General features: G+C 64.8%; 12 protein-coding genes and 1 pseudogene. 6 read left to right on the top strand and 7 right to left on the bottom strand.

From position 1 onward, the window contains the following. A partial coding sequence (locus RMO57_RS13350) for a hypothetical protein (RefSeq protein WP_310387367.1) occupies positions 1-453 on the bottom strand: 453 nt, incomplete at its 3' end. Here RMO57_RS13350 and RMO57_RS13345 point away from each other — a divergent pair. Together RMO57_RS13345 and RMO57_RS13340 are read left to right on the top strand one after the other, a co-directional pair. Next, positions 394-1,173: pseudogene (locus tag RMO57_RS13345) on the top strand (3-hydroxyisobutyryl-CoA hydrolase); the annotation flags it as partial. The gene RMO57_RS13350 and the pseudogene RMO57_RS13345 sit on opposite strands and share 60 nt — an antisense overlap. Positions 1,174-1,251: 78 nt before the next feature. Continuing rightward, positions 1,252-2,928, top strand: a complete 1,677-nt coding sequence (locus tag RMO57_RS13340) for a formate--tetrahydrofolate ligase (protein WP_310387365.1) — start codon at positions 1,252-1,254, stop codon at positions 2,926-2,928. A gap of 69 nt (positions 2,929-2,997) precedes the next feature. Here the strand turns inward: RMO57_RS13340 and RMO57_RS13335 are convergent, their stop codons facing one another. From RMO57_RS13335 to RMO57_RS13310, 6 genes are all read right to left on the bottom strand, one after another. Further along, a complete protein-coding gene (locus RMO57_RS13335; protein WP_310387363.1) occupies positions 2,998-4,143 on the bottom strand; it encodes an FAD-dependent oxidoreductase in 1,146 nt (381 codons plus the stop codon). After that, positions 4,143-4,754 carry a TIGR04282 family arsenosugar biosynthesis glycosyltransferase gene (locus tag RMO57_RS13330; RefSeq protein WP_310387361.1) on the bottom strand — a complete coding sequence of 204 codons (612 nt, stop codon included), beginning with the start codon at positions 4,752-4,754 and terminating at the stop codon, positions 4,143-4,145. Before RMO57_RS13330 ends, RMO57_RS13335 begins: the two co-directional genes overlap by 1 nt. Next, positions 4,751-5,428, bottom strand: a complete 678-nt coding sequence (locus tag RMO57_RS13325; protein WP_310387359.1) for a TIGR04283 family arsenosugar biosynthesis glycosyltransferase — start codon at positions 5,426-5,428, stop codon at positions 4,751-4,753. The genes RMO57_RS13330 and RMO57_RS13325 overlap by 4 nt, the downstream gene beginning before the upstream one ends. Beyond that, on the bottom strand, positions 5,425-7,560 hold the full coding sequence (locus tag RMO57_RS13320) for an FAD-dependent oxidoreductase (protein ID WP_310387358.1): 2,136 nt from the start codon (positions 7,558-7,560) through the stop codon (positions 5,425-5,427). The genes RMO57_RS13325 and RMO57_RS13320 overlap by 4 nt, the downstream gene beginning before the upstream one ends. Positions 7,561-7,601: 41 nt before the next feature. Continuing rightward, entirely contained in the window at positions 7,602-8,609 is a 1,008-nt protein-coding gene (gene arsS, locus RMO57_RS13315; RefSeq protein WP_310387355.1) for an arsenosugar biosynthesis radical SAM (seleno)protein ArsS, read from the bottom strand. A gap of 69 nt (positions 8,610-8,678) precedes the next feature. After that, positions 8,679-9,428, bottom strand: coding sequence for a DUF3047 domain-containing protein (locus RMO57_RS13310; protein ID WP_310387352.1), 750 nt, complete (start codon positions 9,426-9,428; stop codon positions 8,679-8,681). 255 nt (positions 9,429-9,683) lie between these two features. Between RMO57_RS13310 and RMO57_RS13305 the strand changes: the two genes are divergently transcribed. From RMO57_RS13305 to RMO57_RS13290, 4 genes are all read left to right on the top strand, one after another. Further along, complete coding sequence (locus RMO57_RS13305) at positions 9,684-9,893, top strand: NrsF family protein (RefSeq protein WP_310387350.1); 210 nt, start codon at positions 9,684-9,686, stop codon at positions 9,891-9,893. A gap of 186 nt (positions 9,894-10,079) precedes the next feature. Continuing rightward, positions 10,080-11,078 (top strand): tRNA dihydrouridine(20/20a) synthase DusA, encoded by a 999-nt coding sequence (gene dusA / locus RMO57_RS13300; protein ID WP_414896426.1) that lies wholly within the window; start codon positions 10,080-10,082, stop codon positions 11,076-11,078. 2 nt (positions 11,079-11,080) lie between these two features. Further along, positions 11,081-11,641 carry a methylated-DNA--[protein]-cysteine S-methyltransferase gene (locus RMO57_RS13295; RefSeq protein ID WP_310387344.1) on the top strand — a complete coding sequence of 187 codons (561 nt, stop codon included), beginning with the start codon at positions 11,081-11,083 and terminating at the stop codon, positions 11,639-11,641. A gap of 34 nt (positions 11,642-11,675) precedes the next feature. Continuing rightward, the coding region (locus tag RMO57_RS13290) for a DEAD/DEAH box helicase (RefSeq protein ID WP_310387342.1) at positions 11,676-12,516 on the top strand (841 nt) is incomplete at its 3' end.

Raw genomic sequence — 12,516 nt, 5'->3', positions numbered from 1 at the left:
CGCCTCAGTGTTGTCCACCCGCGCGTCGTCGATCCGCTCGTCGCGTTCCGTCGCCGGCACGGCGGTGTCTGTCGGGTCCGGTTCAACCTCCCGCGTCAACGCACTGAAGCTGGCCGTCCACCAACGGCTGGCGAGAACGCGACGTGGCTCCAACGCCGCTTTCCATGTCCTGGCTTGTGCCACCGGGCAATAGCGGGCTCGACCAGGCAGTGGCGCCAACTGCACGTCGATGTCGTTGCATGCGGCCCAGGCCTTCAAACACGCCCCAAGATCATCGGCAACTTTGCGCTTTAAAAGCCTGGACACTGCGCTCTTGGCCTGCGGTGTCTTGCCTTCAAGATCGCCTTTGACTTGTGTCAGCCCGACCCACAGCGCCTTTTCTGCGCGGGTGCCAAGCCCTATATCGCCCTGATGGACGGCGTGGTGATGGGCGGCGGCATGGGCATCAGCCAAGGTGCCAAGTTACGTGTGCTGACCGAGGGCTCCAAGCTGGCGATGCCTGAAACCCATATTGGCCTGTTCCCCGATGTGGGCGGCGGCTACTTCCTGAGCCAATGCCCCGGCCATGTCGGCGAGTGGCTGGCACTGACCGGCCACGCGATTGGCGCCGGCGATGCCATTGAGCTGGGTCTGGGTGATGTCTATGTACAGAGTGCGGCGATGCCGGCCCTCATAGCGACCCTCAAGCTGGGTAAGCAAAGCAGCGCTGAACATGTGGTGGCCACCGTGATGGAGCATGTGGACTTGGCACCGGCGGCCGACCCCAAGACCCTGCGCGGCCGCATTGACGAGCATTTTGCTTTGCCCGATGTGGCGGCCATCATGGCGTCGCTGGCTCTGGCCGATGACACTTGGGCCCAGCAGACCCTGGCGACCCTGCGCAAGCGCTCGCCGTTGATGCTGGCGGTGACGCTGGAACAGATCCGCCGTGCCCGATTGATGAGTTTGGCCGAGGACCTGCGCATGGAGCGAGATATTGTTCATCACTGTTTCCATTTGCGGCCCGGCGCTGCCGGCGAAACGGTTGAGGGCATTCGGGCCTTGGCGGTCGACAAGGACCACCAGCCGCGCTGGCAGCCGGCGCGCATTGAGGACGTCAGCCGAGACCAGGTGCTGGCCTTTTTTGAGAGTCCCTGGAGCGCAGATCTTCACCCGTTGCGCGAGCTGAAATAGCTTCGGCGCTGACTCCATAATCGCGGCAAGGTCTTACCGGACCTTGCCGTTTTTTGTTTGCCCCAACCGGACGCCTGGATGCCTACCGACATCGAAATTGCCCAAGCAGCGACGCTGCAGAAAATTCTCCCGCTGGCCAGCCGCCGGCTCGACATCCCCGAGGACGCGCTCAGCCCCTACGGCCACTACAAAGCCAAGCTGAGTTTGGAAGTGATCCAGCGCCTGAGTGAGCGTAAGAACGGGCATCTGGTGCTCGTGACCGCGATCTCGCCGACGCCGCCGGGCGAGGGCAAGACCACCACCACGGTCGGACTGGGCGACGGGCTCAATTTCATCGGCAAGCACGCAATGATCTGCCTGCGTGAACCCTCGCTCGGCCCTTGCTTCGGTTTGAAGGGCGGGGCGGCCGGCGGCGGGCGGGCCCAGGTTGTGCCGATGGAAGACATCAACCTGCACTTCACCGGTGACTTCCATGCCATCGGGCTGGCCAATAACTTGTTAGCCGCACTGATTGATAACCACATTCACCACGGCAACGCGCTTCACCTGGACGTGCGCCGTATCAGCTGGCGGCGGGTCGTTGATATGAATGACCGGGCGCTGCGCGAGATCAACGTGGGCTTGGGTGGCCCCGGCAATGGTTACCCCCGCCAAGACGGCTTTGACATCGTGGTCGCGTCCGAAGTGATGGCGATTGTTTGCCTGTCCACCTCGCTGGCCGACCTGAAGCGGCGCCTGGGCAATATCGTGGTCGGCTACACCAGCCAGAAGCGGCCGGTGACGGCGCGCGACTTGAAGGCCGATGGCGCGATGGCTGCTTTGCTGAAGGACGCGCTGGCACCGAATCTGGTGCAGACGCTGGAGGGCAATCTGGCCTTTGTGCACGGTGGGCCGTTTGCCAATATCGCGCATGGTTGCAACTCGCTGATCGCCACGCAGACGGCTTTGAAGCTGGCCGACTATGTGGTCACCGAGGCCGGCTTTGGCGCCGACCTGGGTGCTGAGAAATTCATCGACATCAAATGCCGCAAAGGCGGCTTGCAGCCGGCCTGCGCGGTGCTGGTGGCGACCGTGCGGGCGCTCAAGTACCACGGCGGCGCCGACGTCAAAAAGCCCGGCAGCGATGGGCTGCTGGCGCTTGATCTTGGCCTGGCGAATCTGCGCCGCCATGTTGAGAATATCCTGACCCATTACGGCCTGCCGGTGATTGTTTCCATCAACCGTTTTGACAGCGACCATGTCGACGAGATTGCCCTGATCAAAGACTTTTGCGCCGAGCTGGGCGTGGCCTGCGTGTTGGCCACGCATTGGGCCGACGGCGGCGCTGGCGCGGCAGATCTGGCCAATGCCGTGGTGGCGGCCTGTGAGCAGGGCGGCGCCAAGCCGGCGAGCCTGTATGCCGATGCCGACCCGCTGGCCGACAAGATCCGCGCGGTGGCGGAAAAAATATATAAGGCCGCCGAGGTCGTGTTCGAGCCCAAGGCGCTGGCGCAGTTGCTGGAGTGGCAGGCCGCCGGTTATGGCCACTTCCCGGTTTGCATCGCCAAGACGCAATACTCGTTCAGCACCGACCCCATGCTGCGCGGCGCGCCGACCGGCCACAGCTTGCATGTGCGCGAACTGCGCCTGAACGCCGGTGCTGAGTTTGTCGTCGCCATCTGCGGCGACATCATGACCATGCCGGGTCTGCCCAAAGTGCCCTCGGCCGAGCGGATTGATGTCGATGACGGCGGGCGCATCTCGGGGCTGTTCTGAGCCGGGGCTAGGTCGGACAACGCACACGAAGCCATGACCCTCAAGTTCTCAGTTAGGCGGCGCTCATGATCATGCGCTGTGGTCAAGGGTCGGGTGAGAGGCGGCAGGCGCAAAGCGCTTGACGAAACCGCGGTCAATGTGCTCCTTCAAGCGCCAGGCCCAGCGCCCGGACAGGCTGAAAAAGGTCCCGCGCGAGGCGATGGCGCTGCCATCGGCCGTGGCCAGCAAGGACAGAAAAACTCGTTGCGGCCTGTAGGCCTGCGGGGCAGAGCCGCTCAATGCGGCGTTCATTACTGCGCCCAGGTTGTGCGTCAGCACCGGGCCCATGCGCACGGCATAGACACCGGCCTTGGGCAAGGGCGTGCGCCATTGCGCGCAGTCGCCGGACGCAAAAATATTCGGGTGCGACAGCGAGCGCAGGTTTGCGTCAATCAGCACATAGCCCTCGCCACTGACGGCCAGATTGCCCCTGAGCTCGGGCCTGCGCTGCCACGCATGGGCTTGCGCACCGGTGGCCCACAGCACCAGGTCACTGCTGTGCCCGACCGAATCGCACCAGTCCGCCCCGAGCTGCAGGCGCACATCGGCGTCCCGCAGCGCTTGCAAGGCCTTGCGCCGGGCGGCCCTGGGGTAGCCGGGCAGCAGCTCGGTGCTGCGGGCCATCAAGCAGCCCTCTACGCGTCGTTCGGGCCTGAGCGTGCGCAGCCGCCGCAGCACCGCCAGCACCGACTCGAAACCTGCCGCACCGCCGCCCACTGCCGTGACCCTGAACGGGCGGTTGCTGCGGTCCCCGCACCAATCGTCAAGCAGCTGGTCATAGTCGGTGTGCAAATTCGCCAAGGGCCGCATGCTCAAAAACCGGCTCGCAAATTCACCTGGGGGTGGCGTCAAGGTGGAACCGATATTGAGCGACAGCCAGTCGTAACTGAGCGACTCACCGTTGTCGAGCTGCAAAGTACGCGCGTCGGGATCCAGGCGGGCGATGCTCGACGCGATCCAGCGGGCACCGGCGGCATGGCAGAGCCGGGGGAAGTCGATCACGATTTCGTCGAACGCGTAAGTGCCGGCCAGCCAGCCGGGCACCATGCCCGAGTAGGGCGCCAGCGCATGGGGCGACACCAGCACCAGCTCCACATCGGGCGGCGGGCTTTGCGCCCAGGCCAGCAAGACCTGCGCATGGGCGTGGCCGGCACCTGCCAAAACAAGCCGCCGCATCACGCCCAAGCTTCGGGCAGGTGGACGAGGTCGGCCGGCTCGTCGATGTCGGCCACGGAGGGCAACTCCAGCCAGGGCAGGCCGATGGCGCGCGCCCGCGCTCGGCTGTCTTGCATCACTTCGGGCGTGCTCCAGCGCATGTCCAAGAACAATTCTGGAGCAGGCCGCGTCAGCCCGACCAAGGCATAGCCGCCATCAAGGGCCGGCACAAACACCGCAGCGTGGCTCAGCAGCGCCTGCTCGGCCTGCATCAGGGCGGTGCTGACCAGCCCCGGCGCATCGGTGCCGATAAGGAGCGCGCGGCTGTGCTGTGCCAGCACCCGGCACATGCCCCGGTGCTTGCGCTGGCCCAGATCACCATGGCCTTGCTGCGTTTTATGCACGCGGCCCTCCCCCAGCACACGCGCGCGCTCAAAGGCCGGGTGCCGGGCGGACGGGGAGACACACAGCTCTATGTGTTCAATCGGCGTTGCCAGTGCCTGTTGCAGCGTGTGCATCAACAAGCGTTCCGCCATGCGGGCGGCGCCCTCGGGCCCTAACGCGGGAATCAGCCGGGTCTTGGCTTGACCGGCCACCGGCGCTTTGGCGAAGATGATCAAGGCGGCGCTCATCGGTAGGCCCGCGCCAGGCTTTCGGCGGGCTCGCCGCGCCAGTAGCGCCAGCGCAGGCTCCACATCAGCCAAATGGTGCGCCACAGGCCACGGCTTTCCCAGCGTCGCCCGGATGTCCTGACCTTGGCGCGCAGACAGGCCGGCCGCGCCAGCCGACCCAAGCGCTTGGACAGCTCCACATCCTCCATCAGCGGCTGAGCGGGAAAACCGCCAAGGCGCTCGAACACCTCGCGCCGCACAAACATCGCCTGGTCGCCGGTGGCAATGCCGCTCAGGCGCGAACGCCAATTCATCATCAATGCCACCACGCGCAGCAGCCGCGCCGCGCCGCTGATGTGGACATCAAAGCGGCCCCACGAAGCGCCGGCTTCGATCGCGCTCAGGATGAGCTGGTCGGCAGCCGGCGGCAGCTCCGTGTCGGCGTGCAGGAACAGCAGCACCTCGCCCTGCGAGCGGGCCGCACCGGCATTCATTTGCAGCGCACGGCCTCGTGCTGCGGTGATGACGATGTCGGCCCAAGGGCGGGCCCGCTCAACCGTGTCGTCAGCACTGCCGCCGTCCACAAGAATCAGCTCCACGCCACGGCCGCGCAGGGTCTGCAGCGCCTGTAAGCTGGCCGCAATCCCGGCGGCTTCATTCAGCGCGGGAATGACGATGCTCAGCGCTGCTTTCATCGGCGCTCCCAGGCGTGGAAGCGCCCGACCCAGGCCAGCAGCTTTTTCGGTGCATGGGCGCGCTTCCACTCACCGGCGGCAAACTTATTGGCTTCGGCCAGCGTCGGGTAGGTGTGAATGGTGCCGAGGATCTTGTTCAGGCCCAGGCCATGTTTCATCGCCAACACATATTCGGCCAGCAAGTCGCCGGCATGCTCGCCGACGATGGTGACGCCGAGGATGCGGTCCCGCCCGGGCTCGGTCAGCACCTTGACGAAGCCATGCGCGCTGCCGTCGGCGATCGCGCGGTCAAGATCGTCGATGCCGTATTTGCTCAGCTCATAGGCAATGCCTTGCTCCTGCGCCTCGGTCTCGCTCAGGCCCACGCGCGCCACCTCGGGGTCGGTGAAGGTGGCCCAGGGGATCACTCGGTAGTCGGCCTTGAACTTGCGAAAGCGGCCGAACAACGCGTTCACCGCGGCGTACCAGGCCTGATGTGCGGCGGTGTGCGTGAATTGATAGGGCCCGGCCACGTCGCCTACCGCGTAGATGTTCGGGTAGCGGGTCTGCAAATAGGCGTTGGTGGCGATGGTCTTGCGGGGCGTCAGCTCAATCCCCAACTCCTCCAGGCCAAAGCCGCTCACACGCGGGCTGCGGCCCACCGCACAGATCAGCTCGTCGAAGGGGATCATGACTTCGGCCGAGCCGGCTTGTGCAATGTTCTGTGCAATCAGGCGCTTCTCGCCGCTCAGTACCTCGACCCGCAGCGCCCGATGGCCGGTGAGCAGATGGACACCGTCGGCGCGCAGCGAGGCGGCCACCAGTTCGCAGACTTCCGGGTCCTCCCGCGCCATGAGGCGCGGCGCCATCTCCACTTGCGTGACGCTGCTGCCCAGCCGCGCAAAGCTCTGCGCCAGCTCGCTGCCGATCGGCCCGCCGCCCAGCACCAGCAGTCGCTTGGGCAGCTCGCTCAAGCCCCAGACAGTGTCGCTGCTCAGATAGCCCGCTTCCTTGAGCCCCGGAATCGGCGGCACGAAAGGAGCGGCCCCGGTGGCGATGACGATGTTCTTGGTGCTCAGCGTTTGCAGCGTACCGTCGGCCAGCGTGACCTCGACGCTCCAGGGACCGGTGATGCGGGCATGGCCTTGCAGCACCTCAACACCTAGGCCGGTGTAGCGCTCGACCGAGTCATGCGGCTCGATTGCGCGGATGACCTCGTGCACGCGCCGCATCACGGCCGCAAAGTCCACCCGTCCAGCGGCATCGGCCAGGCCGAATTCATGCGCTTTCTTCAGCTGCCTGGCCATCTTGGCCGAGCGGATCAACGCCTTGCTTGGCACGCAGCCGTAGTTCAGGCAGTCACCCCCCATCTTGTGGCCCTCGATCAGCGTGACCTTGGCCTTGACCGCCGCTGCGATATAGGCCGACACCAGCCCGCCGGCACCGGCACCGATGACCACGAGGTTGCGATCAAACGAGCGCGGCCGGGGCCATTTGGCATAGACCTTGCGCCGCTCCAGCCAGCCCACCCCGGCCTTGGCCAACAGCGGGAACAGACCCAGCAGCACAAAGCTGCCCAGCAGCCCCGGCGTGAAGATGTCGCTAGGCGCCTGAATGGCGGCCAGCTGCGTGCCGGCGTTCACATAGACCGCCGTGCCAGCCAGCATGCCGATCTGGCTGACCAGGTAGAAGCGGGCCGCGCCCATGGGGGTCAAACCCATCAGCAAATTGATCAGCCAGAACGGGAATACCGGCACCAAGCGCAAGGTCAGCAAATACGCCACACCGTCCTTGCTAACGCCTTCATTGATCGGCGCCAGCGCCTTGTTGAAGCGAGCCTGGATGGCATCGCGCAGCAGATAGCGCGCCGCCAGAAACGCCAGCAAAGCGCCCAGGCTGGACGCAAAGCTGATCAAGAGCAGGCCCCAAGCCAGCCCGAACATCGCCCCGCCGGCCAATGTCAACACCAGGGCACCGGGGATGGACAGGGCCGCAGCGGCCACATAGACCGCAAAGAACGCGGCGGCGGTGGCCAGGGGTTGAGCCAGCACCTGCGCTTGCAAGGCGTCGCGGCTGGCTTTGAGCGAGTCCAGCGTGAGCAGGGCGCCCAAGTCGTACTGGCGCCAAACCGCCAGGGCCAGCAGCGCGAGCATGCCGGCCCCAGCCCAAAGCCAGAACTTGGACGACCGAGCGCTCACCGCACGCCGATCAAGCTCTGCACTGCAGGCTCAGCCGATTCAAGCGCGCCGCCGCAGCTGCTGCCTTGCCCGGCCGTGCAGCCATAGCAATGGTCGGCGACGCGGATGCGCGCGCCCGAGGGGTCGTGCTGAAGCAGGTCGCGCAGATGGGGGCGGGCGGACTGCCCCTCGCCGAGTTCGGCACTCAAACCCAGCATCTGGTTGAAGTCGCAGTCGTACAAATGTCCTTGCCAATCCACGCTGAGCAGGCTGCGGCACATCACGGTGGCCAAGTTGTCGGCTTGGTAGTTGTCACGCAAGAGCTTCATATACGAGCCGAAGCTGCCCTTGCTCACCAGGGTGCTGCCAAAGCGCTGCACCGGCATATTGGTCAGCGCGAACAAATGGTCAAAGCGGATGCCGAAATGCGTCAGCAGCTCCCGTTTGTAGTCCGCCTCCAGCGGGCCCTGCGGCGGCGGCAGCGACGGGCCCTGCGGGTTGTAAACCAGGTTGAGCAGCAAGCCGCGGGCGGGGTCGCCGTAGCCCAGCTGATTGAGCTGGCGCAGGCCGGCGATGCTGCGCTCGAAGACGCCGTCACCACGCTGGCGGTCGACATTGGCCGGCGAGTAGCAAGGCAGCGAGGCCGTCACCTCCACACCCTCGGCGGCCAGAAAGGCGCCTAAGTCTTCTTGTCCGGGCTCGGAAAGAATCGTCAGGTTGCAGCGATCGATGACGCGCACACCCGCCGCTCGGGCGCTGCGGACCAAGTGCCTGAAATGCTCGTTCAGCTCGGGCGCACCGCCGGTCAAGTCCAGCGTCTTCAACTGACGCGCGCGCAGCACGGCCAGCACCAGCTCGACGGTGGCGCCGTCCATCATTTCGGTTCGGTTCGGCCCGGCGTTGACGTGGCAGTGCAGGCAACTCTGGTTGCATTTGTAGCCCAGGTTGACCTGCAGGGTCTCCAGTTGCATCCGGCGCAGGCGCGGAAAATCGGTGTTGACGAGCAGTTGAAGGGTAGGTCTCATGAGTTGAACCAGGGGTTGTTTGCCTAAGCGTTACGTCTTATTCGTACGGCCGGCTAAAAAGTTACAGAGTCACTTGAGGATAGGTCCAAATTGACAGGCGCTGCTTGCCGGCACAAAGTGGAAATCGGCGAAGCCAGCCTGCGCGAGCCCGCCGGTGTTGTCGGTGTCCGCCGTGACCGCCAACTGCACCGCTTGAGCGTCTTTTGAAAATAGTCGGGCGACGTCTTCCCGCACGTTTCGGCGCTCTTCGACCCAGTGGCCGGCTTGGCTGTCGCCACTGCGCAGCACATGCATGATGGCCCGGTCGGTGTAAGCGTTGGGGCGCTCGGTGCCGATGGCCTGGCGGTTGTCCCATACATAGTTGATGGCCGCATCGGGCAGCTCCTTGCCCCAGATGGCCCGAGCCAGCCCGAGCTTGGCTTTGAGGCTAAAGCTCATGGCGGCGTCCGGCAGCTTGAAGCTGACATAGACCCGCGCGGCGTAGTCATCGCCCTCGCGCACCCGCATGTCGGCCTTGGAAATACTGGCCTCAACCCGCCAACGCCAGCAAAGCACGGGCAGGGCGGCCAGATCAAGGTGCAAGGGCCGCGCCATCAGCGACATGCTGGCGGCCGAATGCACTTGCAGCGCGTCCACACCGTCCCAGCTGCGACGCTCGAAACGATTGGGCTTGAGGTCCGGCCGCACTATGAGCTCTTGCCAGGGTGCCATCGCCAGATCGAATCGGCCCACCCAGGCGGCGTCGGTGCTGGGCAGGCCCGGCGCGTTGGGCACCGCTGTTGCCTCGCCCAACAAGGGTTTCAACAATAGGGCAAGCACAAGGAAGCGTCTTATGCGTCTGCCGAGTAGACTTCGCCGGCTTCGCGTCGGCGCAGCGTACCCGGAGCTCTCGCTTCGGGCCTGCTTACGCGAGGGACTGGCGCAACAAGGCAGCCCGGCGTTTTGCTGCTGTTGTGCTGGTATTGATTTCATCTGCGGTGTGTCGCTCTGCCTCGGCATTCGGTTACATCGTTAAGTTAAGTATTTATCAAAATTTCTTTTTGCCGGTGTAACCCATTCGAACAGGGCAAAGAAATGAAGGGAGAAGAAGCCAGTCCATTCGACCTCGAAAGTGCGATTCGGCCCTTGTGGGAGCGCGCGCAGGCTGGTGATGAAGTCACTTACCGGCTGGCATTGGAGTTCCCGGAGTCTTCCGCCACCTTTGTCGCTATCTGGTACACCTTGGGGCTAGGTCTGACGGCGCTGCTGGGGCGAGCCTTGGGGTCGCGCCTGCTGCGCTGGTGAAATTGCTCGGATAGGGCACTGATGCGCGTGGGAAAATACGGGCTTAGGGCTACTGCAGCAGGTATCAATTGGCTGCAAAAGCGGTTGACCGGCATCTCGAAGTGAGCCAAAAGGGCAGGAATGAGTGGGACTGAAGCAATCGACGACGGTGTTCGTCATGAACCATGGCGCTTGTCCGTTGCGCCGATGCTCGATTGGACCGACAAACACTGTCGCTACTTTCACCGCCTCTTGACCCACAAGACCCGGCTCTACACAGAGATGGTGACGACGGGGGCCTTGCTGCATGGCGACCAGTCGCGCCATCTGGACTTCAATATCGAGGAGCATCCGGTCGCTTTGCAGCTCGGCGGCTCCGAGCCGGCCGCTCTGGCGGCCTGCGCCAAGCTGGCCGAAAAGTGGGGCTACGACGAGGTCAATCTGAACTGCGGTTGCCCCAGCGAGCGGGTCCAGCGCGGCGCGTTTGGTGCTTGCTTGATGGCCGAGCCGGCGCTGGTGGCCGACGGCATCAAGGCGATGCTGGACGCGGTCAGCATCCCGGTCACCATCAAGCACCGCATCGGCATTGACCGGCTGGAAAGCTACGAGTTCGTGCGCGATTTTGTCGGCGCGATCTCGGCGGTCGGCTGCGAGGTCTTCATCGTCCATGCCCGCAATGCCTGGTTGCAAGGCATTTCGCCGAAAGAAAACCGCGAGCTGCCGCCGCTGCGCTATGAGCTGGTGCACCGGCTCAAGCGCGACTTCCCCAACCTGACCATCGTGCTCAATGGCGGCGTTAAGACCGACGATGAAATTGCCGCGCAACTCCAGCATGTGGACGGCGTGATGGTCGGCCGCCAGGCCTATCACGAGCCCTGGCAGATGGCCAACTGGGACCAGCGCTTCTTCGACCAAGCTGGGCCGGCACACAGCCGTGAGCAGGTCGAGACGGAGTGGCTGAAGTACCTCGAAGCGCAAGTGGTGAGTGGGCGCCCTTGGACGCAGGCGATGCGCCATGCGCTGGGCCTGTGGAATGGCCAGGCTGGCTCGCGGCGCTGGCGGCAGATTTGGTCCGACCACGAATACAAGGCGATGGACGCGGCGGCGGTTGCCGCGCTGGCCACGCAGTCGCGCACCGGCATCGCAGCCCATGTGGCCGAGCATCAGGCGCAGACCGAGGCCTTGCGCCAGGCCGCTGCCGCTTGAAAATGCTGTTTCTTACTTGCTTCGACACCACTTTGGGGTGCTGCGGCATTGCGTGGAGTGAGTTGGGCATCAAGGGTTCGCAATTGCCGGAAGAGAATGCTGGCCTGACCCGTGAGCGCATGCGCGCGCGCTTTCCAGCCGCCCGTGAGGCCGAGCCTAACGCCCTCGCATGGCATGCCATCGATGCGATAAAGCGTTTGCTGGCCGGCGACGCGGCAGCGCATGCCAACTTGCTGAATATCCTGCTCGACGAGAGTGGGGTGGCTGAGTTCAATCTGCGTGTGCATGCGATCACGCGTCATATTCCGGTCGGCCAGACCCTGACTTACGGCGAGATTGCCCGCCTGCTGGGTGAGCCGGGCGCGGCGCGCGCGGTCGGGCGGGCCGAAGCGGCGAATCCGTTCGCGCCCATCGTGCCCTGCCACCGGGTGCTGGGCGCGGCGAGCAAAAGCGGCGGTTTCTCCGCATTCGGCGGCGCGCTGACCAAGCTCAAGCTACTGGCCATCGAGGCCATGGCGGTCGGGCAACTTGCGGCCGAGCAGCGCAGCTTATTTGAGCCCTAAAATCCATCCTTGTTTCTCGCCCAAGGCCCTGTTCATGTCATTTGCTACGTTGGGCCTGTCGCCCGCCCTCATCCGCGCCGTGCGCGAGCAGGGCTACCACGCCCCCACCGCAATTCAGGCCGCCGCTATTCCCGTCATCTTGCGGGGTGCCGATGTGCTGGGCCTGGCCCAAACCGGTTCCGGCAAGACCGCCGCCTTTGCCTTGCCTCTGTTGCAAAACCTGCTGCAGCAGCGCGGTGCCGGCGTGCGCCAGACACGTGCCCTGGTGCTGGTGCCGACGCGTGAGCTGGCAGCACAAATTGGCGAGGCGCTGCAGGCGCTGGCGCAGGATTTGCCCACGGCGATCAAGGTCGCCACCGTCTACGGCGGCGTCTCGATCAACCCGCAGATGATGGCCTTGCGCGGCGGTGCCGACATCGTCGTGGCCACGCCGGGTCGCCTGCTCGATCTGCTCGACAACAACGCCTTGCGCCTGTCGGCCGTCAGCATGTTGGTGCTGGACGAAGCCGATCGCCTGCTCGATATGGGCTTTGCTGACGAGTTGCAACGCGTGCTGGCGCTGTGCCCCAAAGCGCGCCAGAACCTGTTCTTCTCGGCCACCTTTGCGCCGGCCGTGCAGGCGCTGGCCGATGGCTTGTTGCATGAGCCCGAACGGATCACGATTTCACCCGAGCCCGAGCGGGCGGCTGCCATTCATCAGCGCTCGATCCAGGTCGACGAGAACCGCCGCACGCCGTTGCTGCGCCATCTGCTGGAGACCGAGGGCTGGACCCGGGTGCTGGTGTTTGTGGCGACCAAGTACGCGACCGAGCATGTCTCCGACAAGCTCTGGAAGCAAGGCATCAAGGCGGCGGCCTTGCACGGCGAGTTGAGCC

The organism is Roseateles sp. (genome assembly GCF_031397715.1).
Taxonomy (GTDB): Bacteria; Pseudomonadota; Gammaproteobacteria; order Burkholderiales; family Burkholderiaceae_C; genus Paucibacter_A.
Note: the sequence above shows the minus strand (reverse complement) of the source record. Positions and strands in the feature narration are given on the sequence as shown.